Genomic DNA, 25,704 nt, shown 5'->3' on the forward strand with positions numbered 1-25,704 from the left:
GCCTGCGGGGACTTATTGATGATGTGACCGCATCACGAATCGGCTAAACGACGCCGGCGACAAGCAGCACGATCACAACGATGAGCACGATACCGAGACCACCCGTCGGCGCATAACCCCATGAACGGCTATGCGGCCACGTCGGCAACGCGCCAATGAGGAGAAGAATCAGCACAACCAGAAGAATAGTTCCCAACATATATGACCTCCGCTTGGTTGATGGAGTTGCCTATCGAGGAGCCTCGCACGCTTTATTGCCGTGCGTGGGACCAGGCAGCGTCGTCAACCTGCTGGAGCAAGCGTCGTGCCCAGCGTAGAACGCGAGGCGCGGTTACGCGCGTTGGCTACGCTCATATACCGGTTGCAGGTGCGGTCCTGGTGCCCGACGCGACGATGTCCGCGATGAACGCAAGGGCGAGCGCGACGCCGCCGCAAGCAAAGATCAACGCGTAGTTGTTATGCGAGTGTGAGAACAGATACGAGTAGCCATAACCACCGAGCGCCTGGAAGAGCGCAAATGCGGTTGTCGCGCGACTCCACGAGGCCCGTTGCTCGGTGTGATCGTGCGGCACGAGTTCGTGAATGCGACCGAGCGCGAGCGGGACGATACCGGGCGTAAAGACGCCGAGAATCACAGTCGACAATCCAAGGACCCATGCGTTGCCGGAAAGCGCAAGCATTGCAACGGCTACCGCTTGCAGTAGCAGTGCGACGCGATAAGCCTTGCCGTAACCGATACGATGCGCAACGTTGCCTGCGATGACTGGTCCCACGATCGCGGCAAGCCCATAGAGCACCCAGTAGTCCGCGCCAATTGCCGCGCCTCGACCGAGCCCGCGCGCCACGTAATCGACAAGCAGGATCATTGCCGGCACGAGACCGAGCGCGTTCGCCGCGTATTGCGCATACAGCGCACGCAGCCCGAGATTGCTGGCGTGTGAAGCATGACGATTGCCGGCTGCTGCAGCGGGTGCGGGAGGATTCGTCGACGGCCAGCCGAACCAGCTTACCGCCGTCAATGCGAGCGCGACTGCGCCAAGACCAAGCCATGTGGTTCTCAGCCCGAAATGCAGCAGTTCGGGTATGAGCGTTCCGGACGCTGCAATGCCAAGGCCCAGTCCGAGAAAGATCATGCCGCTGACAAAGCCGCGCCGCGGCGCGGGAATGTGCGGAAGAATAGAAGTCGCGACGAGCACCATGATGGCACCGCCGGAGATGCCCGAAAGCAGACGCCATGCGAAGAACCAGTTGATCGAGAGCGGATATGCGCAGGCGAAGAAGGCTGCGGTCACAACAGCCATCAGCAGACGCAACGCGGTACGGTTCGACAGCGCCGAGGCAAGAGGTCGCCCGATCAACGCACCGATCAGATAGCCCGCGAAGTTGGCGGCGCCGAGTGTCACTGCTTGTGACGACGTGAACCAGTGCGCCTGAATCAGTGACGGAATCAGCGGCGTGTACGCAAAGCGCGCGAGTCCGATTGCGACGAGGCTGCCGCACAAGCCGGCGAGCGTCGCGTAGAGCGATCGGGCGTCGAGCGATGTAGAGACCGGAGAGGTCAATGAGGGCGCTGAAGACATGACGATTCCTTTACCGGCCAACGTGCTGAACGTGGATTCGGCTATGGGTAAAAATGCGATGGTGTGCGCCCCGTTAGGCGCGTGATTTAGACGCCGCCGTGTCTGGCAGGTATCGCCGGCAAGCCGAGCAGCGCGAGAGCGGTTGCGGCAGCGCTCGTCAGCACGTCTCGTTGCGGATCGACCCGCGCCAACACGCGCATGCCTAGTACCGTGGCGAGCAGATGAGTGGCCGCATCGGCGGGCGATACGGTCGCAGCGATTGCGCCGCCCTTCTGCGCGGCGACAAGGCAACGATAAAAGAACTCGCGGATCTCGGCGATCTCGGTCGCGACGAGCTTACGAAATGCTTCGTCCTCCGACGAAATTTCGAGCGCCGAATTAACCAGCATGCAGCCGCGTTTGTGCGGATCGGAGACGGAGCGCTCAATTGTCTCGTCGAAGAAACCCGTAATGGCTTGAGCCGGCGGCACCGTGCTTTCGAAGCGCCTGATGCGCTCGCGCAGCGTGCAGTCCAGGTAGTGCTCGAGCGCGCGCAGATACAGCCCGCGCTTATCGCCAAATGCGTTGTAGAGGCTCGGCTGCGTGAGACCCGTCGATTTAACCAGGTCGCGTGTGGAGGTGGCCTCGTAGCCCTTGAGCCAGAAGGTCGCGCTTGCTGCTTCGAGCACCTCTTGCTCGTCGAATCCGCGGGGTCGCGCCATGATCCATGTCCTTTACCGCCTGTGCGGCAAATTCTGTATCGAACGATATAAAACTGGATTATATATCGATTGATACAGAACGCAAGGGCAATTTCGCCGGCGCATGTCCGGACCGCCGCGCCCCGCCAGCAAGGGCGCGGCGCGGCGGTTTCCAATTGCGGACATCTCACGCGTCCTACAGATAGGTGCCTTTGATGCGCCCTTCGAAGATGGCAGTGTTGACGTCGAAGTCGTCGACGTGGCCCGAGGCGCCGCCGTCGACTGTGACGACGACGGAACGGCCCCCGCGCACGAGTTTCATCTGCTCGGCGTCGAGCGTGGCTTCCTCGCGTGACGCGTCCGCGCAGCGGGGTAGGTCCTTGATAATGACGGTGGATTTCATGGCGATACTCCTCGAAGTGGGCGGGCGAGCACGGCAAGGTGCTCGCTTCTATTTCTGCAAGGTGTATGCCAATTTTCGTTCGATGAACGCGGAAGCTGTCATCTCATCGGCGACGCCGCGCCAGGCAACGATATGCGCGGCACGGCCGCCAGAAGCGCATTGCGATGAGCGAAAGACAGAAGCGAAGTGTGCGGACGTAACCCACATTTCACGTCCGCAATGTTGGGCAGCGGGCACGCGGGCAGCGCTGCGAAACAGTCCGCGCGCTGCGCCTCGCGCGACAAAAACAAAAGCGGCACGCGTCGATGACGCATGCCGCCGCACTGCTGATGTGAAAGCGAATCTAGCCGCGCCGCTTATCGCGCGTAGCGGCTACTTTTCCGATCGCCTGATGCGCGGCCGGAAAGCCGGGTGGATACTCGACGACCCGCGCGGAAACCGGCACGAGCGGCGCGGCGCGCGTCAGGCGCGTGCCAATGCGTGCACCGCCGACAATGGCGGCCATTGCCTCGCGGTCGAGTTCCACGCTGTCAGTAAGGTCGTTGATGAGAAGTCTGGCCATGGTGTGTCCGCCGAAGAAGCCGCGCGCTGCGACCGTTCACTGGTCTCGTCTGCGCTCACGGATAGGGTCAAGTGTGCTGAGGTCTCGTCGCGCTATAAGTATAGGAAATCTGTTTTGTGCCTGCCTGGCGGATATGGGCAGGCGGCATTAGGGAAGCACCCGGTCCTTCGTTATCGCCGGGACGTTGACGTTGGCAATGCCGATTAGACCGCCTGCCGAGGGCAGGCCGGCGCCGCCGGACACAGGCTTAGCCTCGGTAGGCGGCTGAGTACGCGGACTCGGGAAGGTCGCGAATCATGAGGGACGACATGGTATTTCTCCAAAGTGACGCAGAAGAAAAAAGCAACTGGCGCGAGGCGAAGCGGCATGAAGAAGCGGCCGCTTCGCCTCGCCGCTTATCGCAAGCGGATGTTGTTGCTCGCAACGTTGTTGCCGTTCGATCCGAGCAACCTGTCTGCTCAGGCGTCACTAATGCACGGCGTTTGCCAGATTTAGTAAAGGTTCCTAACAAAAGTATCAGCGCCTTTCTGGATGCGGCTTGCAGGCTGACTCGCCGTATTTGCGGCTCTCCGTTGCGGCCGGCGCAATCGCAGCGAGTGGTGACACTCTCCCGACAACCCGTCTGGTTGTGTTGGAGCATGCCCGACATTGGCTGCTCATGCATCGCGCGGGGCAATCCTGGTTTGCGAAAGCGCAGGCCGGGAGCTAGTATCGAAGCGGCACATGTAACTGGTTACGACAGCTTTCCTATCGGCCTCGGGAGCCTCGGTCGCGTGCGATCGGGGTCTATGGCAGCGGCGGCATCTCGCACAAAATGGCTAGCCTTGCGCGTGTGATTCACGACTTCCAGAACGGCGAGCTGTCCCGTGACGAGTTCGTCGCTCAACTCGACAGCACGTTGGTGACCGAAGGACTCGGTCCCGCGCAGCTGCTGGATATGCTCGGCGCCGCGCATCGCAAAGCGCCGCTGCCCGAGGACATTTACGTCGAAGTGCGGCGGCGTATCGAGCAGTTACGTTTGTCGAATGTGGCCGCTGGCGGCGACGAGACCGGCATCCAGACTACGGTTGAAATTCCATCCGCGCGCTCCGCAGGCGCAATACCCGCAGGCACCGGCGCGAGTGCGCCTAACGCATCCATCGGGTTAGGCCATGACCAGATCAAAGGCACCGGCGACACGCTGAACAACCGCTTTGTACTTGAAGAATGCCTGGGCGTCGGTGGAATGGGCACTGTTTACAAGGCGCTCGATCTGCGAAAGCTGGAGGCGTCGGACAGAAAGCCCTATCTCGCGATCAAGGTTCTCAACGTCCAGTTTCGCGGTAATCCGAATTCGCTAGTTGCGTTGCAGCGTGAGGCACGCAAGGCGCAGGTGCTCGCGCATCGCAACATCATCACGGTGTACGACTTCGATCGCGACGGGCCCATCGTCTACCTGACGATGGAGTACTTATCCGGCAAGCCACTAAGCCAGTTGCTGCGCACCCCGGGCTATCAGGGCATGCCAGTACGCGCGGCATTGCCCATCGTGCGCGGCATGTGCAGCGCGCTCGCGTATGCGCACGAACGCGGCTTCGTGCATTGCGATTTCAAACCCGCCAACGTCTTTCTCACGACGAATGCCGAAGTCAAAGTGATCGACTTCGGCATTGCCCGCGTGTTTCAGCGCCCGGAGGAAGAGAGCGATGCAACGGTCTTCGATCCGGGGAGCCTCGGCGCGCTGACGCCCGCGTATGCGAGCCCGGAAATGATCGAGCATCGCGAGCCCGATCCACGTGACGACATCTACGCGCTGGGCTGCATCACGTATGAACTGTTGACGGGGCATCATCCGTTCGACCGGTTGTCCGCCACGCAGGCGCGCAACGCAGATTTCAAGCTGCAACGACCGGCGAATCTCGATACGAGACAGTGGCGCGCGCTGCGCGCCGCGCTCTCCTTCGACCGCGCGACTCGCATGCCGAGCATCGCGCGCTTTATCGCGGAGTTCGACAACGAAGCGCGCGCCGAGAAATCGGGCACGTTGGCGAAGGCGGGGCTGGCGGGCTTCGCGGTGGTTTGCGCCACGGCTGTCGGCGTGTACGCGTGGAAGTCGGCGCCGAATCGTCAAAGTCCGGCGCAGTTGGGCGCGGGCTCGTCGCAGGGGCGCGTCGATCGGGGCGCCTCGTTGTCCACGCAATCGAGCGCTTCGGTGGCGACAGCGGGCGTGGTGTCGACTGGTTCGTCAACGGGCGCAACAACCAATGCACCAACGAACGCCTCGACGAACGCACCAACGACTGCACCGACGAATGCGTCGACAATTGCCCCACCGCCCGCATCACCCTCAGCTCCAAAGCCCGCATTGACACTCGCCGCCGTGACGCCGATGCTCGCCCAAGTGCCGTGTTCGGCGCTAACTGGATCGACGCAGGATCACACGTTGACGGTGCGCGGTTATGTCTCCCAACGCTACGGCGCCGCGCGTCTGAAAGATGGGCTGCGGGCGCTTCCCGGCGTGGATGACGTGAAACTCAACGTTCAGTCCGTGGCGGACGATAAATGCGACACCGTTAAGGCACTCGCGCCGTATTGGACGCAGAACTGGCAGGCCGGTCACATCGCCGGCTTGCAGGTACGTCCCCCGAGCGGTCAGTTGAGCGAGGGCGATCCGCTGGTTGTCGACGTGAGCACGCCCGGCTATGACTCATACGTGAACCTCGACTATTACCAACTCGACGGTAACGTGGTTCATATGGTGCCGAGCCCGCGCGCGAAGGACAATCAGGCGCCACCGCGTTATTCGGCGACGATCGGCAGCGCGGGCGACTGGGTCATTTCCAAGCCGTTCGGCTCGGAGATGGTCGTGCTTCTGATCACGCCCGCGCCGCTATTCGACAAGCCGCGCCCCGAAGCGGAATCGCGAGCCGATTATCTTCGAGCACTCGACGCGCGTCTCGCCCAGATCGGCGCGAAGTATGGCCGGGAGCGGATCGTCGCTGACTTCGCGCCGATCACCACGAAGCCTCACGCGCCATAAACCGCGCGTGCTCATCATCTCAACCGTGAAAGCGGTTGTAGCCCTGCATCACTTCAATTCTTTGACTACGCGAAAGCCGTCTTGCGATTGGCGCACACCTGAGCTGTATTTAAAGCGAGTCGCGCTGAGCATGTAGCCGCTGCCTTCCCGCCACGAGCCACCACGAATCACGCGCATGTCGCAAGTGGGGCTCTCCCACGCGCGGCCGTCTGCGGGCGCGGACTGGTACGAGTTGTGCCAGCAGTCGGCGGTCCATTCCCAGACGCTGCCGTTCATGTCGTGCAAGCCATATGGATTGGGCGCAAACGAACCTGCCGGCTCGGGGCCTTCCTTGTGCCACGGTTCGCCGCAATCCTTGCAGTTGGCGGTGCCCTTGCGCATCTGATCTCCCCACCAGTAAGCGCTTGTCGTGCCGCCACGGTCGGCGTATTCCCACTCCGCTTCAGTGGGCAGACGGTACGGCTTGCCGGTGGTTTTGCTGAGCCACTTTACATACTGCTGCGCGTCATCCCAACTGAGATCGCGAGCGGGTGCCGTCTTGTTCGCATTCGTTTCGGGAGTGAGTTTCGCACATGCGTTCGCAGCGACACATGCATTCCACTGCTCGACGGTCACCTCGTATTTGCCGATCGCGAACGGTGCCCCGATCGTCACGTGATGAACGGGCTTCTCCGATGGATCGTCGCTGCTGCTGCCCATCAAGAATGAGCCGGCGGGCAACGCGATCATGATTGGACACGCCGCACAATCGCGGCTTTCGCCCGCGACCGGCGCATGCGCTGCGGGCTTCTGAGCGGTTGCCGAGGCAGGCGGCGTTGGCGGTGCCGTAGTGCTCGCAGCGGGCGGTGTAGAAACGGCGCGCTGCCGATCTGGCGTCGCGGTAGCGGGGGGCGCTACAGGCGTTGAAGGGCGTGCGGCTTGCGGTGTCGGTGTAGCAGGTGGCGCTGCCGGTTGCGCGACGGGCGGCGCGGGGGAAGGTGCTGCAGCGGCCGCAGGCGCGTTCGATGCCGCCGCCCGCAAGCGATCTATGCGGGCATGCGCGAGCGTGGCGAAGCGCCCGTTGGGATAGGCCTTCAAATACGCTTCGTAGTCGCCGGGATAGTTACTGTCCTTGATCGAATTCCAGAACGTGATTTCGTATTGTTCACTGCTGTCTTTTGGCAGAATGCCGCGACTGTGCAGTGTCACGACAGTATCGTCGTGGGACTCGACAGTCATGACCGGGGTTTTGACCGCGTTGATTCCTGCATCTGCCGATGCCGTCAGCGTCGACGCAATCGAAGGACTCTGTTCGCCGCGCGTTACGTCGCGAACCTGGGACGCAACGTTTGCAAGCAGGCTCATCAGAGGCTGTGCTGGTGTTTCGTCGACTGTCCGCAGCAATGCCTGTGTGTAAATGCCATGGCGTATGCCGTCCGCCGCAAAACCGCCCGGCGCGGTCGCATAGGCAACGACCGTGTTCGGCGGAAGTGCGGACGCATCCGGCGCAACAGCGGCGGCGAATGGATTGTCGAGACAGGTATCGAGGATTACGAGGTTGAGTTGGCTGTCGCGTGAATGCATTGCTTGCACGACGTCATTCAGGTCGACGGCCTGGCGAAGCAACGAAGCCGGCGAGCGCATGTCCAGTCCGGCGGGAATCAGCAACGTCTGCCCCCCGATCCGCATGCCGTGACCGGCGAAATAGAATAGGCCGATACCACCTGTGGTCAAACGATCGCGTAGTTCGGCAATCGATCGTTGCATCAAAGCCGGCGTTGCGTTCGAAAGCACGGTCACGTCGTAGCCGAGCGCACGCAATGTTTTGCCGACGACTCGTGCGTCGCGCGGCGCGTTTTGCCTGACGACGTCGTGTGAATTGTTGCCATATTCGCCATTGCCTATCACGAGTGCAATGCGTGGCGCGCCAGGATAATCGTGTGCGGCTACAAACGGCGCGATTGCCCGGTCCATCGCACCAGTGCTTTCACGCGGCGCAGCGGCAAATGTATTGCCGCAATCCACCAGAATGGCCCCGGCCATCCACATCAGCAGGAATATTCGCCACATCTTCGGATCCTGTTTGTTCCGGACAGAACATAGGCATTCGCGTACAGCACCGGTCGGCGCTATGCGTCGCCGCCGCACGTACCGCGCACACGTATGGAACGCACGACGCGCTTTGGACCATCCACGTTGCAACGTATCAACAACCATAGCACGCACTTGGCGGGTCACAACCAACACTTCTACCGAGTGCGCTATACGGTTAACGAGTGTGGCGTATCTTTTTGGCAAGTTACGTCCTAAGCTGATTCACAAAGTAACGCGGCACGGTCGTTTTAACTACGCGGCCGCCGCATCGCGTGCGCGCTCGCGAACGCAGCAGAATTTGCCCGCACTGCCTCGCGCAGTCGAGGTGACCACGACCGCTCTTCGGGAGAGTGCGCTATGCGAATAACCAACGTCCCCGCTGTTCTCACCTGGAGTCTGACGGCCGCAACGCGGCTATGTGCATGGCGCACGGTTTTGCGCACCATGCTCGCCGTGATGATCGGTGGCGCGGCGCTGCCCGCCGTCACATTCGGCGCGTCGACTGCATCGCCCGCGGGCGCCGAGGAGTACATCATCTGGCCGCCCGATGGCGCCGTGATTCATGGCGGCAAGCTGTGGGTCCGCATGGGCTTGCGCAACATGGGTGTGTGTCCGAAGGGCGTCGTGTTTCCGAACACCGGGCATCATCATCTACTGATCGACACGGACCTGCCGGCGCTCGACCAGGAAATTCCATCGGACCGCAATCATCTGCATTTCGGCGCGGGTGAAACCGACGCGCGTATCGAGTTGCCACCAGGCAAACACACATTGCAACTGATTCTGGGCGATCACAATCACGTGCCGCACACGCCGCCCGTGTACTCGAAAAAGATCACCATCACCGTGCAATAAGACTAGCGCGAGCCGCGCGTTCATCGCGGACCGCTCGGAACGGAGAGACGTTCATGTACAAGCTCATCGCAGTCGCGGCGCTGGTGGCGTCGGCGACATGGGGTACGGCGGATTTTGCCGTGGCGGGAACCCCGGCGCCTGCGGGCGCTTATGCCTATATCGGCTATCCGAACGATGGCCAGGTTGTTCCAGCCAATAAGCCGTTTCGCGTGTGGTTCGGATTGCGTTACATGGGCGTAGCGCCAAAGGGCGTGAAGTATCCGAACACAGGACACCATCATCTTCTGATCGACACGGACCTGCCGCCACCGGACCAGGAAATACCCTCGGACCGCAATCACCTGCATTTCGGCGCCGGCGAAACCGAGACGATGGTCCAGTTGCCTCCCGGCAAGCATACGTTGCAGCTATTAATGGGCGACGATATGCATATTCCGCACAATCCGCCGGTGTACTCGAAGAAAATCACCGTCATTGCGCGTTGACGTGCAGCGCGTATGGCATAGACATCGAGCGGGCGGTGTCACGCGTTGACCAACCATTGCACGCAGGTTGTTGGTTGCAATCCATCATGTCGAGGCAGCCTCTCTTTACAGATAGAGCACCATCGCGAGGCTGCAATCTTCCCCAACGCCTTGCCAGCGACGTCTCGGCAAATCTCTTAGGATTGGAAAGCAAAACTGGCACAGCCTATGCGTTAGTGATACTCGAGTAGACAAGTTGCTCGAACCCAGACCGCAAGGCTGCGACTTTCCCTTTCAGGAGATTTGCCATGAACACGCTGATGATCCAGGACCTGTCCATCACCGAACAACTCGACAGTAAGGCGATGAGCGCCGTGCGCGGCGGCACCGGTCTAATGTATCCGCCGTCGTACGTGAACTTCGCACCGTTCTTTGCGCCGGACAACAGCAAGAAGGTCGATGCGACTCAACTGATCAGCACGACGCTTAATATTCAGAACGGCAACTGCAACAACGCAGCCTTCGTTACAGACGTCTCGGCCAAAATCGATCCACATGTGACGGCAAGCAACAACATCTACATGTTGTAAGCGGCGCGAGCCGACGCCGACGCCTCCCGTCCCGTGCGCGCCGGCATCGATCCTCAAAAGTTTGCGCGTCTAATCGTTCTTTTCACGCGACACCTCGTTACCGCACATCTCCCGAACCCATGTTCATGCACTGCTTCGATGGTGAAGCGGCGGCGGAGATGCTTTACTTGAAGCGTGCGTTGCGTCGTGCTGTGAAGTTGGCGTCATCGGAGAAAATCGTGTCAGCGTTGCTTGATTCACTGGTCCGTCAGCGCTCGTTCAATCACTCCACCGCGACGACGTTGCGCGGGCTGTGCGCGGCAACTGTCTGCGCCTTTTCATTGTGCGCATGCGTCGACGTCAGCATGCCCGACTACAAGCGGCCCGATACGCCTGCCAAAGCGTCGTGGTCCGATCACAAAGGCTCACCGATATCCGCGGCGGCCACCATCGAACCGGAATGGTGGAAGGGCTTCCAGGATTCGACTCTCGATTCGCTGATCGACAAGGCCATCAGCGGCAACTTCGACATCAAGGTGCTGGCCGCGCGCATCGACGTGGCCAGCACCCAAATAGGCGAAGCCCAAGCCGGCGCGTTGCCGACGATGGACCTCGGCGCCGGCGCAAGTTTTCAGAAGACCACCGGGCAGACTTTCGCGAAGCAATACAACGTTGCGGCGCAGGTCAACTGGGACATTGACATCTGGGGCAAGGTCGAGAAAGGCGTGCAGGCGCAAAAAGCCGAGTTTCATGCGAGCGAAGCCGACTGGCGCGCCGGCTATCTGGAACTGGTGTCGAATGTGTCGAGCACCTATTTCCAGCTGCTTCAGTTCGACGACCAGATAGACCAGCAGCAAAGAACACTCGTCACCAACCGGCAAATCCTGACGATCTATGAAGGACAGCGCCGCAGCGGTCTCATCCCGCAGACGCAGGTATTGCGTCAGCAGGCAGAGATCAATCGCCTGACGAATCAATTGCTCGAACTGGGACGCTCGCGCGATCTCGCGAACAACGCGTTGTGTACGCTGATCGGCGTACCTGCCGGCGAGTTTCGGTTGCCCAAAGGCCATCTGCAGCAGCGCGTGCAGTTGCCCGCCGTACCCGACGGCCTGCCTGCCCAACTTCTGGCGCGGCGCCCCGACGTGGTGGCCGCCGAGTTCAGAGTTCTGGAGGCGTACGACCTTGTCGGCGAGGCCAAGCTCGCGCAGTTGCCAACGATCAGCCTGACCGCGCATGGCGGCACGGCGAGTTTTGCTCTTACTGATTTGCTTAAGTCGTTCACATACGGCTTCATGCCCAGTATCAACATTCCACTGCTCGACCCCTCGGTGCGCGCCCATGTGAAGGTAACGCAGGCGCAATCGACAGTTGCAGAGCAGCAATATCGTGCAACGGTGATGGGCGCATTCGAAGAAGTGGAGAACGCATTGGTCAATCTGAATGCGCATAAGGCGCAGCGGGTTGAATTGCAGCAAGAGGTGGATCGTCTGCAAATCGTGGCTGATCAGATCCAGTCTCAGCTGAGGCTTGGTCTCGTGTCGCAACTGGAAGTGTTCGAAACCGAGCGGACGCTACTCGAGGCGCAGCAGTCTTTGCTGGCCAACCATGAACAGATTTTGTCCGACACGGTGCTGCTATATAAGGCACTCGGCGGCGGGTGGCCCAACGTCGACGTGCAGGCGCAAGTGAAATAGCAATAGGGCAGTACAACGCAAGTAAAGGAACACTGAGCTAATCCGCAATGTAGCCAGTGCGAGCTTTATACGGGTTTCATACCGGGCGCCCACTGGCTTCATAACCGACGACAGGGATTTGACACTCGCGATGCGTGACTTACAATCGTTGAGGAGCCGGCTTTGCAATGGCTCGCTAATAAAAGACCTTCTCGCCGTCGTCCTTCGTGCTGAATCCGCTGCACTCTCGCTGCAGCGGGTAAACGATTAGTGATCCGGATAAAATGGCCGACGGAGAAACACCCATTGCAGAGACGCGCGCGACTGTCGAAGCCGCTTTCGACGTGCTGTTGTCTCCGCTTGCGTCCGCGCAACGACCTGCGCTGGACACAATCCGGATTGTCGACAACCTGTTTGCAATTGGGCGCAGCGAAGCGCCGTTTACCGATTACCCTGCTGAGCGGATTGCGCGTCTATCGCGCCGTCACGCGCGGGTCTTCGTCGAGCACGGCGCGATTTATGTTGCGGACCTCGAAAGCAAGAATGGCACGACGGTAAACGGCACCGCAGTGCGCCAGACGCCGGCGCGTGTGCGGGCAGGCGACGAACTGTGTTTCGGCGGCGAATTGTGTTATCGCGTGAGCATTGAACCGCGCGCGCGCATCGTAGCGGCTGGCAGCACGGCACAAGCCCCTGCCTTGTTGCTCGTGCCGCAGCGCGACGATCTCGGTCTTCAGCCGATCGAAGTGCAAGCGTTCCCGTTCCTCGTCAGCAAAGCCGATGATGTCTTTTCGCGCTACAAGGACCGGTACCCACATCAGGTCAATTACATTTCCCGGCGACACGCGCATATCTTTCTGAAGGGCTCGGAGCTTTACGTCGAAGACCTGGGCAGCACGAACGGCACATTCGTCGGTGGCAAACGTCTCGACGAATCAGCGCTGCCTCTGACGGACGGCGACGTCGTTGCATTTGGCGGAGACCACTTCGTCTACAGGGTGACGCTGCAAAAACCGCCCGAAAACGAGCCGACCGTGACGCAACTGCTCCTCAATCCCTCAGTCGACGAAGCCGCGGACCCCGACAAAACAACGTTCGTGGGCGCTGCGAATTCGTTTCTCGACATCTTTTGCGTCGACCCTGCGCGGCAACGCGAGGACGAGATCAACGAGTCTGCACACGCGGCGTCGGCGCAAGCAAGACGCGCGTCGCCGGGCGGCGGGGTGCCGGCCGGCGTTGCGAAGGGCGCCAACGGGGGGCGCGATGCCGACAGCGGCGCGAATGGAGCGGATAACAGCCAGAGCGCGAGCGTTTCGAAGCGCAGGCAGCGCCGCTGGCGCCTCGTCGCGAGCGAGCTTGGCAAGACATTTGCGGGCGACGATCGTGCGGGCATGAGGCGCGTCGCCGCGTGGAGCGGCGTGGCCGTCGTGTTTTTCGCAGCCGCGGCGTTGGCGCTCTATCTGCGCGGTTCACCCGAGCGCGAGGTCAAAAATCTGCTCGCGAGCGGCGACTATACAAACGCCGTGCAGTCGGCAAAGAGCTATCTGGCGAGCCATCCCGCCGACACCAAAGTCAGCGCGCTTGCGAGCGAAGCACTGCTGAAAGCGAAGCTTCCTAGCTGGCTCAATGCACTGCAAAAGGCGCAGTTCGACCAGGCCGACGCAATGCTTGCCGACATGAAGTCGTTGAGCGCGAACAATGCGGATGCTGCGTCGTTGCTCGGTGAACTGCAATGGGTGGGCGATCTGGAGCGTTTCGTGGCGGGGCGAGGCGGCGTCGAAGCGCCGATCCACATGTACGCGGACGAAGCGACTATAGGCGGCTTGCTGCAGCGTTGGGACGACGATCCCAAGAGCCATCAACGTGCTCTCGACAGGATCGCGACATACGTACCCGTTTTTTCGGAACCGTACGCGCAGGCCTTGAGCCATCTGCGCAAGCTGGAGAGCGACGATTCGGTCTATCTCGCTGCGATCGAACGGTTAGACGGAATCATTCGCACCGAATTGGCGCGCGACAAACCAGAGGCACTGCCGTCTGTACTGGATGATTACGCGCAACGCTATCCGCGCCTCGCGGGGCTCGATCGTGTACGCGACGATCTGCGTCAATACACTGCTTTGCTCGAAGCCGCGCTGGCTCGCCAACTGTCCTCACTGCTTTCGCAGATGAAAGCGGCGCGCTTCAGCACGCTGCCGTTTCAGCAGCAATACCGGCAACTTGCGGCAACGCGTCTGCCATCGGCAGATGTAATCCAGCGGCTGGACGCTGTGTCCGAAGCGTGGAAGCGCGGCGACGCGCAACAGGCGCTGGCCGGCTTGCAGTCGATGCCAGCCGGTCCATGGTCCGATATGCTGAGCGCCGACCTGACTCGCAAAAAAGCGTTGCTCGACCAATACAGCGATTTGCAAAAAACGCGTGGTGGCAAAGATTACGACCAACGTCTGTTGTCGTTCTATGCGAGCCTGGATCCGTCGGCGGACGTCTGGTTCGCGCACTCGATCGAGAAGGACGTCGCCGCGTTGCACGATAAAGCACTGGCGCGTGCGCAAGACCTGATGCTGCGGGCGCAGAGCCTGTGGAAGCAATATCGCGCGAGCGGCTCGATCGGTGGGACGCAGCGGCTCGAAGCCGGCATCTCGCCGGGATTTCGCAACGAGGCCCGTTTGCTGTCCGACGCTCAAAGCGCAGCGCAACAGGGCATGCGTATCTATTCGCAATTGAAAGCGGACCATCCTGCCGACTTCGACCGCCTGCTCGCGGATATCGAAGCCGAAACAAGCTTGCAGCGCCGCTCGCTCACCGAGTTACGCATGGTGCTGGATCCGGGTCTTCTAAAGGCGAAGCTGGCGTTGATTGGAGGCGAGCAGAGTGAAACGCGACAGTCACCCTAGGCTGCTTTCGGAAGCGCTGGAAGATCACAGCGTCGAAGGTATCGCGATACTGACCGCCGAGCCGGTGCGGCTCGCGCGTGCGCTGATCTGGGCAATGGTCGGCTTGGTGGTGGCGGGACTCCTGTGGTCGTTCGTGGGCCGCGCGGACGTGATCGTGAGCGCACAGGGCACGCTATCGCCGGATTCGGAAGTGCGCCGCATTTATGCGCCGATCGACGGCGAGCTGGCCGACCTGTATATCGCCGAGGGCCAGCCGGTGTCGAAGGGCGACGTGCTCGCCCGGCTGAACGCGCGCGGCGCTATCGAGGCCGCGAGCAATGCGCTGCAGGCGCAACTGAAGCTCGAAGATGCGGAGCGCGACTGGAAGCAGTTTCCGCAAAAGAAGGCGCTCCTGGAACGAAGAGCCGCCGCGCTAAAGGCGCAAATGGAAGTCGAGGCCCGTCTGCATGAGAATCGCATTTCGGAAGGCACGAGCAAACTCGCGGAGGGGCAGAAAGCGGAACTCGACGAAGCGCGCAGCGTGCTCGATAACGCGCGGCGCGTGCGGGAGGCGGCGCGCCAGGAACTGGACCGCTATTCGCAGTTGTTCGCGCAGCCGGGCGGCGGCGGAATAGCCGAACTGCAGGTCGAGCAGAAGCGAACCGCTGCGATGGAAGCGGATAACGCCTATCGCGTCGCGCAATCGAAACTTGCGGAACTGGACTTCCGTTTGAGCCACGAATATGCAAAGGCGAATGCGGAACTGGAAACAAGCGGCCAGCAAACCACCGACCTTCAGCTTCAATATGACGCGGCCGTGCGCGACGTCACCGACGTCGAAGACAAGTTGCGGCTGCAACTACAGAGCGCGCGGCTTGTATCCGAAGCCGCCGCGCGGATACGTTTCGAGAACATCGACAAAGACAATTTCCTGCTGATTCTCTCGCCCGTTTCAGGTGTGATCACCGACGTCACGTCGACGCAGCGCGGCGACAAGATTCAGGCGAACTCGCCGCTCGGCGGCGTTGCGCCCAAAGACGCGAAGCCCGTGTTGAAGATCGAAATTGCCGAACATGACCGCGCGTTCCTGCACGAGGGCCTGCCGGTCAAGCTGAAGTTCAATGCGTTTCCCTACCAACGTTACGGGTTGATTAGCGGCACGCTTGCTTATATTTCGCCGGCCACCAAGCCTTCATTGCAGGACAAACAGCCGGTTTACGAGGGTCGCGTCACGCTCGATAAAGACTACTACGAGATTGCCGGCACGCGTTATCCATTGCGTTATGGCATGACAGCGAGCGCGGAGATCGTGGTGCGCGAGCGGCGGCTAATCGACCTGGGTCTCGATCCGTTCAGACAGTTGGCGGGTTGACCGTGCGGATCACACATCAACCATGGGAGCGGACAACATGACCGCGATAGTGCGAATCGATGATGAAGTTGTGGATGTCAGCGAATTCATTCGACTTCTGAAACTGACTGGCCAGTTCGAAAGCCTGATTGAGCAGATCGTGCGCGACAAGCTCACCGTGCATGCGGCGAAGAAGCAGGGCATTGCTGTCAGCGCCGACGAAATCCAGGAGCGCGCGGACCAGTTCCGGCGCGTGCGAGGCTTGCATCGGGCGACCGATATGAACCAGTACCTGGATGTGCTCAACGTGAGCCTCGACGAATTCGAGGCGTTCATCACTGACGGGTTGTATCAGGAGAAGATGCTGGAGGAGATCGGCAACGAGGCCGCCGTCAGAGACTACTTCGCGCTGAATTCACCGAAATTCGACGCGATCGAAGTGAGTCATATCGTGCTCGATAGCGAAGGCAAGGCGAAGGAAATGATCTCGTATCTGCGCGACGATCCCGACAGTTTCGCCGACATGGCTCGGGAGCATTCCATTGCCGATACGCGCGAGGCGGGCGGCGTAATAGGCAAGGTGCTGCGCGGCTCATTGAAGCCGGATATCGAGGCGAAGATCTTCAATGCGGCGGTTGGGGATCTGCTTGGGCCCTTCCCGTCAGCTGATCGATCGTGCTTTGAAATCTTTGCGGTGACGGCCAAATACCCGGCCACGCTCGACGCCGATGTCGCTGCCGAAGTGAGGCGCCTGCTGCGCGAAAGCTGGCTTATCGCGCGTGCGCAGGAACATGTGATCGAGGCGCGCTAACCGGGCGCAACCTGAAAAGCCGAATCGAGGTCCGCAAGCTTATGGATGCACCCCAGACCGCACCGTCCGCCGCCGAGTTTCTCGCTTCGGTGGAAATACTGTCGCCTTTTTCTCGCGATGAGATCGACCGCCTGGCTGAATATGCGCAGGCGCGCTTTTATTCGTTTGGCGAAACGGTATGTTCGGCAGGGGAGACCGCCGACGGCTTATACGTGGTCCGCTCGGGCTCGGTGCGCATCTTTGCCGAGGAGAACGGCAAGGAAACAAGCATGGGAGTGCGCAAGTCGGGAGAAATCTTCGCCGACATTGCGATGCTGCGAACTTATGTGCACGAAGCCTCGGTGCGGGCGTCGGCTAAGACGGAGTTGCTGTTCATCCCACGCGCGGCAATCGAGCCGGTGATCACGGCCAATCAGGCCGCGCTCGCTTTTGTCGCGAGCTATGTTGCAATCAATTCGGCCGGCGGCTTTGTTGCGCAGTTATTCGATTTGCGCGGCAAACTGAACAAGGCCGAGCTTGAAGAATACGTGCGCAGTGTGGGTGTCAAACGTGTGGCCGCAGGCAAAGAGATTCTCAAACAGGAAGCACGCGACGACAGGCGCTTATACGTCGTGCGCCAGGGTGAAGTGCGCATCGTTCGGCATGAGGAAGGGCGCGACTATACGCTCGCCACGCTCGGCGAAGGCGAAATATTCGGCGAGAAAGCGTGCCTGATGCGTCAGGAACAGATGGCCTCCGCGGTTGCGTCCACCGATGCGCGACTACTGGTGATTCCCGAGCGCACCGTTCATTTCATTCTCGAACGCAATCCGAAACTGCGCGAGGTGCTGGACGAGCGTATTCGATACGTCGACCGTGAGTTACAGCGGCAAAAGCGGCTGGAGCAACGCCGTAAGTTGCCGTTGATGCTGGACCTGCAGAGCAAGGCCGAGTTCGGCGAAAAAATAATCAAGCGTTTTGCGCTGGTCGAACAGGCCGAGGAAATGGATTGCGGGGCGGCATGCCTCGCAATGATCTGCCGTCACTACAGCATTCCGATGACGCTCGGCAAACTGCGCGAACTCGCCAATGTGACGACGCAGGGCGCGACGCTCGACAGCCTTGCCCGTGCGGGGGAATCGCTTGGCTTCACAGCGCGTGGCGTGCAATGCACGTTCGATTCGTTACGTGGATTCGATCTACCGTTCATCGTGCATTGGGAGGGCTACCACTATGTGGTGGTGTATGGGCTCTCCACGGAGTACGTATGGGTCGCGGACCCGGCGCTAGGCTTCCGCAAATTGACCGTAGAAGATTTCGAGCGCGGCTGGAGCGGCACATGCCTGCTTTTTACTGGCGGCCCGAACCTACTGCAAATGTCGGCGTCGCGTTCACCGTGGATACGCTTTGTCGGCTACCTGAAGCCGTATAAAAAAATTCTTGGTCACCTGTTTCTTGCGACGTTCGTGATCCAGGTACTCGGCGTGATTCCGCCGCTCATCATCCAGAACATTCTGGACGGCGTAATCGTGCATCAGAATGTGAGCTTGCTGCATCTGCTGATAGGCGGCCTCATCATCTCGAATGTATTCTCGCAACTCATGTCGTCGATTCGTGCGTACCTTGCCAATTTCATGGTGCGCAACATGGACTTTGCGATGATGTCGCAGTTCTTCAAGCACACGATGTCGTTGCCGTTCTCGTTTTTCGCAAAGCGCAAAACCGGCGACATATTTGCGCGTTTTCAGGAGAACCAGACGATTCGCGCGTTTCTCACGGAATCCACCGTAACGACAGCGCTGAATCTGCTAATGGTGTTCATCTACTTCACGATCATGTTCGTCTACAACGTGAAGATGACGCTGGTGCTGATCGGCTTCGTCATTCCAATCATGGCGCTGACCGCGTTGGCCACGCCCCGAATCAAGAATTATGCGCGCGAGGTTTTCAACGCATCGACGGAATCGAAGTCGTTCCTGATGGAAGCGCTCGCCGGTGTCGAAACGGTTAAGGGCATGGGCATCGAGCGGCCCGTGCGTTTGCGCTGGGAGAAGAAATACGCGAAAGCGCTGGAAGTGCAGTACCGCGCGCACGCTTTTAATATTCTCGTTGGGCTCGGCAGTCAACTGCTGAACGCTGCGACCACGATCGCGATTCTGTGGGTAGGCGCGAATCTCGTGCTCGCGCGCGAGATGACAATCGGCCAGTTGATTGCATTCAATGCATTCATGGGAAGTGTGCTTGGCCCCTTAATGGGACTCGTCGGATTGTGGAGCATGCTCAATGACGCGGGCGTCGCAATGGAGCGCCTTGGCGATGTGCTCGACATCGAGCCAGAACAGAGGCCGCAGGATCTGCCGTCACGCGTCATGCTGCCCGAACTGCAGGGCGAAATCAGCCTGAGCGGTGTGTACTTCCGCTATGGCGATAACGATTCGGCTTATGTGCTGGAGAACATCAGTTTCGACATCAAACCCGGCGAACTCGTAGCGATAGTCGGACGCAGCGGCTCCGGCAAAACGACGCTGGCCAAGTTGCTGGTCGGCTTTTACGCGCCGAGTGAGGGGAAGATGTCGATTGACGGTTACGACCTCGGCGTGGTCGACAAAGCCTATTTCCGCGCGCAGATCGGTTATGTGATGCAAAGCAATCTGCTGTTCTCGGGCACGATTGCCGAGAACATAGCCAGCGGCGACGACGCACCCGACCGCCGACGCATCGAGGAAGTGGCCAGAATGGCGGATGCGCATGCGTTTATTAGCAAGATGCCGCTCGGTTATGAGCAGATTGTCGGCGAGCGAGGAATAGGCCTGTCCGGTGGCCAGATCCAGCGGCTGTGCATTGCGCGCGCGCTGTATCACGATCCGCGCCTGCTGGTATTCGACGAAGCCACGTCTGCTCTCGATTCGCAGTCGGAGAGCAATATTCTCGGCAATATGCACGACATTCTGAAGGGCCGCACCGCAGTGATCATCGCGCATCGGCTGAGCACCATCATGCGTGCCGACAAGATTCTCGTGCTCTATGAAGGCGCAATCGTAGAACAGGGCCGTCATGAAGAACTGATCCAGCGCGGCGGCATGTACTACCAGCTGGTTCAGAAACAACTGAGTACGTGATGATGAAGATACTCGACCAGATTGAAGACATCAGTCCGGCAATTTCGTATGCCGGACTGATCGAGCGGATCGAGATTCTGCGCTCGACACTGCGGTGGTCGTCGCGGCTCGAGCGCACGGATATCGACAAGCTGCTCAGGCAAGCCACGTCGCTACGCGACGAGGTCATGCAGCTTTCGCATAAGGAGCGCTTCGTGCAAGCCGCGGCGGCAGCGGAGCCCGAACAGCGCGCTGAGCAGTCGCGCGGTGCACGCAGGCAGGCGCTACTCGAGCGCAGTTTCATTTTCGAGGGGACGTTCGGCGACAATCCGCGCCTGCTCGAATCGCTCGAAATCGCCGAGAAAGCGGCGCCGACCGACTTGCCCGTCCTGATCGACGGTGAAAGCGGAACCGGTAAGGAGTTGATGGCCAAAGTCATTCACGCCAACGGTTCGCGATCGGATAAGCCATTTATCTCCGTGAACTGTGGCGCGATTCCTGACAATCTGCTGGAGTCGGAACTGTTCGGTCATCGCAAAGGCGCGTTCACGGGCGCTTCGAACGACCGTAAAGGGAAGTTCGAAAGCGCGCATACAGGTACCATTTTTCTCGACGAGATCGGCGAGTTGCCGCTTGCGGGTCAGGTCAAGCTGCTGCGCGTGCTGGAAGCTCACGAGATTCAGCGCGTGGGTTCTGACGAAACCATTGCAGTCGATACGCGCATCGTCGCAGCAACGAATCGCAATCTGCGCAAGCTCAGCGAAGAAGGCAGGTTTCGCGAAGATCTGTTCTATCGGCTTAGCGTCATTCATGTGACGCTGCCGCCGCTGCGCGAACGCCGTGACGAGATTCCGCTGCTGATCGCATGGTTCGGCGACGAGGCGGCCGGCACGCTCAAACGCAGGCCTGTGAGATTAACCCCGCGTTTGCGGGACTTTCTGCTCAATTACGGGTATCCCGGCAACATCCGCGAATTGCGCAACGTGATGTATCGCATCTCGTGTCTTGCCGGGGATATGGCGGACATGGATCATTTGCCGACCGATATGCGCCCCGCAGCGCCGGGAACAGCGGCATTGCAAAGCGGCGCGAACAGCACAGGGCAAGAACAGATCAGCGTGGCGAACCTGATGTCGCTCAGCGATGCAAAGCGCGCCGCAAGCGACGACGCGGAGAAAGCCTTTCTGGAGCGTGGACTGCGCGAAGTGAACGGCACGGTGGCCGAATTGGCGCGGCGTATCGACATGAACCGGTCGCATCTGCAGATGCTGCTGAAGAAGCACGGCCTGCATTCGAAAGACTTCCGCAACCGTAATGTCCTCCCCACCAACCGGAACGGCGCCGCCGAGCATGCCGAGCAAGCGGAAGACGACGGCGAAGGCGATACATAACGCCGTCCGCCGTAAAAGTCGAACGGCGTGCGGCTCACGGCCTCACGGCGCCGGATTCAGAAGCGTTTTGTCCGCCGCGTGAGGGTCTTCGGCGCGTACCACGACCGCAGTAATGTTGTCGCGGCCGCCTCGCTCCAGGGCGAGGCTCACCAATTGATCGGGCGCGTTGCCGTGCGTTGCCGTAGACAATACAGATAGCATGTCGTCTTCGCCGATCTCGTTGCTCAGGCCATCGCTGCAAAGCAGGAAGATGTCGCCATCCGCAACTTCGATTGCGTCGTCGTCGAGTTCGAGCAGATCCGTCGCACCCACGGCCCGCGTGATCATGTGCTGCGCGGGATGATGCCGCGCTTCTTCGTCGGTAATCACGCCAAGCGACTTGAGCGCTTCGACCTGGCTGTGATCGCGCGTGAGCTGGCGTAGCTGTCCGTCACGAAGAAGGTACAGCCGGCTGTCGCCGGCCCATACATAACCACAGAAGCGATCGCAGGCGAGCAGCGCGACGACCGTGCTGCCAATGCGTTGCACCTGGCGGCGCGCGGCCTCTTCTCTCAACAGACGATTGGCAGCCTGTAAATGAGCGCGCGCGTCGGCCAGGAACGCTTTCATGCTGACGGGCGCGGCGAGCCGCTTCAATTCGTCGATGACGATGCGGCTCGCAACATCGCCGACCGCGTGTCCGCCCATGCCGTCGGCGACTGCCCAGCGTCCGAGTTCGGACTGGTCGAGGCAGGCGTCTTCGTTGATTTCACGCACGCGCCCCGCGTCGGAGCGCGCGGACGACGTCCATCGGAATAGGCTCGCACAAGTCACAACGGCTACACCATATCGTTTCTGCTGCGTGCGTCGGGAGAGACACTGATGTTCGAGTTGGCGCCGGTATTGCGCACATCGACCGACTGGAACTGGTTGATCATCTGGTTAGCATAGAAGTTGTTGGAAACCTCGTACAGGTTCACGACCGGCCCAATGCTCGGCGTTTCCCGCACATAAGGTTGAATCCAGCCATACACCCAGGGCGCTCCGCCGCCGCCGCGAATGGCCGCCATTGCTTTGCGGTCGAGCGCGAGGTTGAGCGAAAGATCGTTTACAGAAATAGAAGCCATGTCGTTCTCCGGTTGGCCGCGTGCGCAACGCGCGCGGTTTTAATGGATCTGGACAGGGTTCGTGCAAGTGCTATGCCAATCGCTGCATGACACCCCGCGGTTCGCCTCGCAACGTTGACTGGCCTGCGATTCCGCGCATTCGAGCACCGTTTGAGCGGTGCACCTTGGATCGATAGGTCGGCGCGTAACCGACAGACACGCTTGCGAACCGGTGTCGCGCCCAACACATTTTGAGCGCGTGGACAACAACTCACCTGCACCGTGAATCGCCATTCTGGCTGTGGCGAAAAGAGCGCCGCGCACCAACACTTCAGGCCATATTCTGTCGCTCGGCGGCCCACAGTTTGCCTCGTCGAAGAAGTGGCACTCCGCGCAAAGCCATATAAATAAAGGCTTTGGCGCACTTGGCCCGGATGATGCAAAAGACCTCGCAACAGTGTTGGAAACCAAGCGAGGCCAGCCATGAACACGATCCAAATCAAGACGAGCGACACCCGCGACGATTGCACGTCCACCATCGACTTGCCCATCGGCTCGCATCTCGTGTCAGCCCGCTGCGGTTATGAGCATCACGGCATCTACGTTGGCAACGGCCGTGTGGTTCATTACGCAGGCTTCGCCGGCTCGGTGCATCGCGGACCGGTCGAAGAAGTCGACCTCGATCGCTTCGCAGCAGGACATCCGCTCTCGATTCGCGCGGCTCCTCATGCACGTTATATCGGCGACGAAGCGGTGCGCCGCGCGCGCTCACGGCTCGGCGAAAACCACTATCGCCTGCTGACCAACAACTGCGAGCACTTTTGCGCGTGGGTTCTGCTCGGCGAAAGCCGCAGTGAACAGGTGCATTGCAGCTTGCGCCATCCGCGTACCGGCATGCATGTGCTGATGTGCCTCGTAAAGGCTTTCGTCGAAAGCGGTGCCACCGGCGCAAACAGCGGACAGCTCGCCGCATAGCTTGCGTGAGCTATCGGATCGACCTCGGGTATTCAAGTGAAGGAATGAAGGAGAACCATCATGGCAGCCGCTGAAAAGACCTTGCACTGGGCCGTCGACAAATGGCTCGCACCTACTCCGTCAATGCCCGCACGTGTTGTCGAGTTTTGCCACCGCGCTTCACATCAACGGTTCGTGCGTGTTGAAGCGCTGCGCCCGTCCGGCCTGTTGTCCATCTTCTTCTTCCGTCACGACGATGGCTCGTGGAACGTGTTTCCGCCGCAAGTAGAACGCCCCGCCATGAACGGCCATCGTCGCACCGGGCTTTGCTAACGCGGCATGTGTGCAGCCGCTTCCTTGATCAGCCACTGGCTAAACAGCAACATGGCGGGCGTCATCGCCTTGCCCTTTAGCCATGTGAGCCAGTAACTGCCAGCCTGCACTTCGACATCGAAGGGCCGCACGAGGCGGCCCGTGTTGATCTCGCGATCGAACATCAGCGCGGGCGCGAGCGCAATGCCTGCGCCCTGCATGGCCGCTTCGACCATTAGCCGGGACGAATCGAACACCGGTCCGCGAATCGGACGCGGCGCAATACCGGCGGCTGCGAACCAGTTGATCCAGTCGTCCGCGCGATACGAACGCAACAGCGTTTCGTCGACGAGATCTGCGGGCGTGGACAATCTCGCGGCAATCTCGGGCGTGCATAGCAGCGCGAGCGGCGCGTCGAGCAGGCGTGTGGCAAGTGACCCGGGCCACGTGCCGTCGCCGAAGCGAATCGCGAAGTCGAGCCCCTCAGTGGCGAGATCCACGAGATTGTTATTGGTCAGAAGCCGCAGCTCGACAAAGGGATGTGCATCGCGAAACGATTTGAGCCGCGGCATCAGCCAACCAACGGCGAATGTGCCGACCACGCCGACCGTCAACACTTCATGAAAGTGACCGCCTTCGAATTGTTTGAGCACCGCCTCGATGCGATCGAATGCGTCGGTCAGCACGGGGCGCAGTGCAAGGCCTTCATCGGTCATCGCAAGGCCGCGTGGCAGGCGTTTGAATAGCGCGGTGCCAAGACGCTCTTCGAGCGTTCTGACCTGCTGGCTGACGGCGGCCTGCGTGACGTTAAGTTCGAGCGCCGCGCGGGTGAAGCTCAGGTGCCGCGCGGACGATTCGAAGGCGCGCAGCGCATTGAGCGGAAGATAAGGTCTCATAGCCGAGGCATAAGTTTTTCTTGTGAGCGGACTAACTTATCATCGTTTGTCAGTGAAAGCTGGAAAACCGATAGTTGCGGCTTCACACAAGGAGCTGCAATGATCACGAGAAGAAAATTTGCGGGCACGATGCTGGGCTTTTCGATAGCTGGCGTTGGTGGCTTTGCTAGCGCTGTGTTGCGAAGCGGCGATGCATGGGGCAAAGACGCCGGACCGGTCAAGCGCACCACGGCGGCAACGCCGCGGCAAGAGTTGGCAAAGGCCGATACGATTCGAACGCGGCTGCGGGAGATCGAAGCAGATAGCGGCGGACGGCTCGGTGTCGCGATCGTCGACACGACTTCGGGCCTGCACGCCGGCTTACATGCGGACGAACGCTTTCCGATGTGCAGCACGTTCAAACTGCTCGTCGCGGGCGCGATATTGGCGAGGGTGGATCGCGGCGAGGAAAACTTGCAGCGACGCATCGTCTACTCGCATAGCGAGCTTGTGCCGAATTCGCCGGCGACATCGAAGCATACGCGCGAGCGCACCGGCAACACGGGAATGAGCGTCGCCGATCTGTGCAAGGCGGCGATCACGCTCAGCGATAACACGGCCGCTAACCTGTTGCTGGCGAGCTTTGGCGGTCCTGCCGCCTTGACCGCCTTTGCGCGCAGTCTGGGTGACGGCATCACGCGTCTGGACCGGATCGAGCCTACGCTTAACGAGGGGACGCCCGGAGATCCGCGCGACACTACGACGCCGAATGCAATGCTTGGCAATCTGCGCGAGCTGGCGCTGGGCGAGCATTTGACTTCGTCGTCGAGGGCGCAATTGCTCGCGTGGCTCGCGGCCAATGAGACCGGCGGCGAGCGGATTCGCGCAAAACTGCCGAAGGACTGGGGCGTTGGCGATAAGACCGGCACAGGCGATCACGGCACTGCCAACGACGTGGCGATCGTATGGCCCCCCGGCCGCGGTCCCATTCTCGTCGCAGTCTATTTGACGGAAACGGCAGGCGACGCCGCGCGTCGCAATGCGGCTATTGCGGACGTCGGCGCGCTAGTCGCGCAGTCGGTTTAGCGGCTGCG

23 protein-coding genes are annotated in these 25,704 nt (G+C 60.4%); 14 read left to right on the forward strand and 9 right to left on the reverse strand.

All coding sequences use genetic code 11. The features are described from left to right. Window positions 1–43: 43 nt before the first annotated feature. The 5 genes from OH764_RS17960 to OH764_RS17980 form a co-directional block, all read right to left on the reverse strand. Window positions 44–199: a DUF3309 family protein gene (locus OH764_RS17960; RefSeq protein ID WP_020068823.1), complete on the reverse strand. Its 156-nt coding sequence runs from the start codon at window positions 197–199 to the stop codon at window positions 44–46. Window positions 200–350: 151 nt separating this feature from the next. Then, window positions 351–1,580, reverse strand: coding sequence for an MFS transporter (locus OH764_RS17965; protein WP_498850166.1), 1,230 nt, complete (start codon window positions 1,578–1,580; stop codon window positions 351–353). A gap of 86 nt (window positions 1,581–1,666) precedes the next feature. Next, entirely contained in the window at window positions 1,667–2,281 is a 615-nt protein-coding gene (locus OH764_RS17970; RefSeq protein WP_498850167.1) for a TetR/AcrR family transcriptional regulator, read from the reverse strand. Window positions 2,282–2,456: 175 nt separating this feature from the next. Further along, the gene (locus OH764_RS17975) at window positions 2,457–2,663 is read right to left on the reverse strand and encodes a hypothetical protein (RefSeq protein ID WP_498850168.1); all 207 of its coding nucleotides are present in this window, start codon (window positions 2,661–2,663) and stop codon (window positions 2,457–2,459) included. Window positions 2,664–3,006: 343 nt separating this feature from the next. After that, window positions 3,007–3,225, reverse strand: a complete 219-nt coding sequence (locus OH764_RS17980) for a hypothetical protein (protein WP_087753047.1) — start codon at window positions 3,223–3,225, stop codon at window positions 3,007–3,009. Window positions 3,226–3,591: 366 nt separating this feature from the next. Here OH764_RS17980 and OH764_RS17985 point away from each other — a divergent pair, with 366 nt between their 5' ends. After that, window positions 3,592–3,720 carry a hypothetical protein gene (locus tag OH764_RS17985; RefSeq protein ID WP_498850169.1) on the forward strand — a complete coding sequence of 43 codons (129 nt, stop codon included), beginning with the start codon at window positions 3,592–3,594 and terminating at the stop codon, window positions 3,718–3,720. A 319-nt stretch (window positions 3,721–4,039) separates the two neighbouring features. Next, complete coding sequence (locus tag OH764_RS17990) at window positions 4,040–6,244, forward strand: serine/threonine protein kinase (RefSeq protein WP_498850170.1); 2,205 nt, start codon at window positions 4,040–4,042, stop codon at window positions 6,242–6,244. A gap of 48 nt (window positions 6,245–6,292) precedes the next feature. On the opposite strand, the gene OH764_RS17995 is transcribed toward OH764_RS17990, so the two are convergent. Continuing rightward, window positions 6,293–8,293: an SUMF1/EgtB/PvdO family nonheme iron enzyme gene (locus OH764_RS17995; RefSeq protein WP_498850171.1), complete on the reverse strand. Its 2,001-nt coding sequence runs from the start codon at window positions 8,291–8,293 to the stop codon at window positions 6,293–6,295. A 381-nt stretch (window positions 8,294–8,674) separates the two neighbouring features. On the opposite strand from OH764_RS17995, the gene OH764_RS18000 reads away from it, so the two are divergent. From OH764_RS18000 to OH764_RS18040, 9 genes are all read left to right on the forward strand, one after another. Then, window positions 8,675–9,172, forward strand: coding sequence for a DUF4399 domain-containing protein (locus OH764_RS18000; protein WP_498850172.1), 498 nt, complete (start codon window positions 8,675–8,677; stop codon window positions 9,170–9,172). Between the two features lie 53 nt (window positions 9,173–9,225). Beyond that, window positions 9,226–9,657, forward strand: coding sequence for a DUF4399 domain-containing protein (locus tag OH764_RS18005; protein WP_498850173.1), 432 nt, complete (start codon window positions 9,226–9,228; stop codon window positions 9,655–9,657). Window positions 9,658–9,944: 287 nt separating this feature from the next. Continuing rightward, window positions 9,945–10,226, forward strand: a complete 282-nt coding sequence (locus OH764_RS18010; RefSeq protein WP_498850174.1) for a hypothetical protein — start codon at window positions 9,945–9,947, stop codon at window positions 10,224–10,226. 158 nt (window positions 10,227–10,384) lie between these two features. Then, entirely contained in the window at window positions 10,385–11,902 is a 1,518-nt protein-coding gene (locus tag OH764_RS18015; RefSeq protein WP_498850175.1) for an outer membrane factor lipoprotein domain-containing protein, read from the forward strand. A 263-nt stretch (window positions 11,903–12,165) separates the two neighbouring features. Next, window positions 12,166–14,775 carry an FHA domain-containing protein gene (locus OH764_RS18020; RefSeq protein ID WP_498850176.1) on the forward strand — a complete coding sequence of 870 codons (2,610 nt, stop codon included), beginning with the start codon at window positions 12,166–12,168 and terminating at the stop codon, window positions 14,773–14,775. Further along, window positions 14,753–16,126 carry an HlyD family secretion protein gene (locus OH764_RS18025; RefSeq protein ID WP_498850177.1) on the forward strand — a complete coding sequence of 458 codons (1,374 nt, stop codon included), beginning with the start codon at window positions 14,753–14,755 and terminating at the stop codon, window positions 16,124–16,126. Before OH764_RS18020 ends, OH764_RS18025 begins: the two co-directional genes overlap by 23 nt. Before the next feature lie 37 nt (window positions 16,127–16,163). Then, window positions 16,164–16,916, forward strand: a complete 753-nt coding sequence (locus OH764_RS18030) for a peptidylprolyl isomerase (RefSeq protein ID WP_498850178.1) — start codon at window positions 16,164–16,166, stop codon at window positions 16,914–16,916. Window positions 16,917–16,957: 41 nt separating this feature from the next. Then, window positions 16,958–20,014, forward strand: coding sequence for a peptidase domain-containing ABC transporter (locus tag OH764_RS18035; protein ID WP_498850179.1), 3,057 nt, complete (start codon window positions 16,958–16,960; stop codon window positions 20,012–20,014). Beyond that, complete coding sequence (locus tag OH764_RS18040) at window positions 20,014–21,384, forward strand: sigma-54 interaction domain-containing protein (protein ID WP_498850180.1); 1,371 nt, start codon at window positions 20,014–20,016, stop codon at window positions 21,382–21,384. Before OH764_RS18035 ends, OH764_RS18040 begins: the two co-directional genes overlap by 1 nt. Before the next feature lie 42 nt (window positions 21,385–21,426). On the opposite strand, the gene OH764_RS18045 is transcribed toward OH764_RS18040, so the two are convergent. Both OH764_RS18045 and OH764_RS18050 read right to left on the reverse strand, forming a co-directional pair. Continuing rightward, complete coding sequence (locus OH764_RS18045; protein WP_498850181.1) at window positions 21,427–22,197, reverse strand: PP2C family protein-serine/threonine phosphatase; 771 nt, start codon at window positions 22,195–22,197, stop codon at window positions 21,427–21,429. 5 nt (window positions 22,198–22,202) lie between these two features. Continuing rightward, the gene (locus OH764_RS18050) at window positions 22,203–22,490 is read right to left on the reverse strand and encodes a hypothetical protein (RefSeq protein WP_013342362.1); all 288 of its coding nucleotides are present in this window, start codon (window positions 22,488–22,490) and stop codon (window positions 22,203–22,205) included. Between the two features lie 462 nt (window positions 22,491–22,952). Between OH764_RS18050 and OH764_RS18055 the strand changes: the two genes are divergently transcribed. Both OH764_RS18055 and OH764_RS18060 read left to right on the forward strand, forming a co-directional pair. After that, a complete protein-coding gene (locus OH764_RS18055) occupies window positions 22,953–23,444 on the forward strand; it encodes a lecithin retinol acyltransferase family protein (RefSeq protein ID WP_498850182.1) in 492 nt (163 codons plus the stop codon). Window positions 23,445–23,504: 60 nt separating this feature from the next. Then, on the forward strand, window positions 23,505–23,756 hold the full coding sequence (locus OH764_RS18060; protein WP_498850183.1) for a hypothetical protein: 252 nt from the start codon (window positions 23,505–23,507) through the stop codon (window positions 23,754–23,756). Here OH764_RS18060 and OH764_RS18065 read toward each other — a convergent pair. Continuing rightward, entirely contained in the window at window positions 23,753–24,631 is an 879-nt protein-coding gene (locus OH764_RS18065) for a LysR family transcriptional regulator (protein WP_027778135.1), read from the reverse strand. The two genes, OH764_RS18060 and OH764_RS18065, sit on opposite strands and share 4 nt — an antisense overlap. A gap of 99 nt (window positions 24,632–24,730) precedes the next feature. On the opposite strand from OH764_RS18065, the gene bla reads away from it, so the two are divergent. Further along, window positions 24,731–25,696, forward strand: a complete 966-nt coding sequence (gene bla / locus OH764_RS18070) for a serine hydrolase (RefSeq protein WP_498850184.1) — start codon at window positions 24,731–24,733, stop codon at window positions 25,694–25,696. The last annotated feature ends 8 nt before the right edge of the window (window positions 25,697–25,704 follow it).

This window comes from Burkholderia sp. M6-3 (assembly GCF_050858985.1).
Classification (GTDB): domain Bacteria; phylum Pseudomonadota; class Gammaproteobacteria; order Burkholderiales; family Burkholderiaceae; genus Paraburkholderia; species Paraburkholderia caledonica.

What these genes read in the sequence shown, in the direction of transcription:
- OH764_RS17960 (WP_020068823.1), bottom strand. Translation starts at nt 199, where the DNA reads ATGTTGGGAACTATTCTTCTGGTTGTGCTGATTCTTCTCCTCATTGGC.
- OH764_RS17965 (WP_498850166.1), bottom strand. Translation starts at nt 1,580, where the DNA reads ATGTCTTCAGCGCCCTCATTGACCTCTCCGGTCTCTACATCGCTCGAC.
- OH764_RS17970 (WP_498850167.1), bottom strand. Translation starts at nt 2,281, where the DNA reads ATGGCGCGACCCCGCGGATTCGACGAGCAAGAGGTGCTCGAAGCAGCA.
- OH764_RS17975 (WP_498850168.1), bottom strand. Translation starts at nt 2,663, where the DNA reads ATGAAATCCACCGTCATTATCAAGGACCTACCCCGCTGCGCGGACGCG.
- OH764_RS17980 (WP_087753047.1), bottom strand. Translation starts at nt 3,225, where the DNA reads ATGGCCAGACTTCTCATCAACGACCTTACTGACAGCGTGGAACTCGAC.
- OH764_RS17985 (WP_498850169.1), top strand. Translation starts at nt 3,592, where the DNA reads ATGAAGAAGCGGCCGCTTCGCCTCGCCGCTTATCGCAAGCGGATGTTG.
- OH764_RS17990 (WP_498850170.1), top strand. Translation starts at nt 4,040, where the DNA reads ATGGCTAGCCTTGCGCGTGTGATTCACGACTTCCAGAACGGCGAGCTG.
- OH764_RS17995 (WP_498850171.1), bottom strand. Translation starts at nt 8,293, where the DNA reads ATGTGGCGAATATTCCTGCTGATGTGGATGGCCGGGGCCATTCTGGTG.
- OH764_RS18000 (WP_498850172.1), top strand. Translation starts at nt 8,675, where the DNA reads ATGCGAATAACCAACGTCCCCGCTGTTCTCACCTGGAGTCTGACGGCC.
- OH764_RS18005 (WP_498850173.1), top strand. Translation starts at nt 9,226, where the DNA reads ATGTACAAGCTCATCGCAGTCGCGGCGCTGGTGGCGTCGGCGACATGG.
- OH764_RS18010 (WP_498850174.1), top strand. Translation starts at nt 9,945, where the DNA reads ATGAACACGCTGATGATCCAGGACCTGTCCATCACCGAACAACTCGAC.
- OH764_RS18015 (WP_498850175.1), top strand. Translation starts at nt 10,385, where the DNA reads ATGCTTTACTTGAAGCGTGCGTTGCGTCGTGCTGTGAAGTTGGCGTCA.
- OH764_RS18020 (WP_498850176.1), top strand. Translation starts at nt 12,166, where the DNA reads ATGGCCGACGGAGAAACACCCATTGCAGAGACGCGCGCGACTGTCGAA.
- OH764_RS18030 (WP_498850178.1), top strand. Translation starts at nt 16,164, where the DNA reads ATGACCGCGATAGTGCGAATCGATGATGAAGTTGTGGATGTCAGCGAA.
- OH764_RS18035 (WP_498850179.1), top strand. Translation starts at nt 16,958, where the DNA reads ATGGATGCACCCCAGACCGCACCGTCCGCCGCCGAGTTTCTCGCTTCG.
- OH764_RS18040 (WP_498850180.1), top strand. Translation starts at nt 20,014, where the DNA reads ATGATGAAGATACTCGACCAGATTGAAGACATCAGTCCGGCAATTTCG.
- OH764_RS18050 (WP_013342362.1), bottom strand. Translation starts at nt 22,490, where the DNA reads ATGGCTTCTATTTCTGTAAACGATCTTTCGCTCAACCTCGCGCTCGAC.
- OH764_RS18055 (WP_498850182.1), top strand. Translation starts at nt 22,953, where the DNA reads ATGAACACGATCCAAATCAAGACGAGCGACACCCGCGACGATTGCACG.
- OH764_RS18060 (WP_498850183.1), top strand. Translation starts at nt 23,505, where the DNA reads ATGGCAGCCGCTGAAAAGACCTTGCACTGGGCCGTCGACAAATGGCTC.
- OH764_RS18065 (WP_027778135.1), bottom strand. Translation starts at nt 24,631, where the DNA reads ATGAGACCTTATCTTCCGCTCAATGCGCTGCGCGCCTTCGAATCGTCC.
- bla (WP_498850184.1), top strand. Translation starts at nt 24,731, where the DNA reads ATGATCACGAGAAGAAAATTTGCGGGCACGATGCTGGGCTTTTCGATA.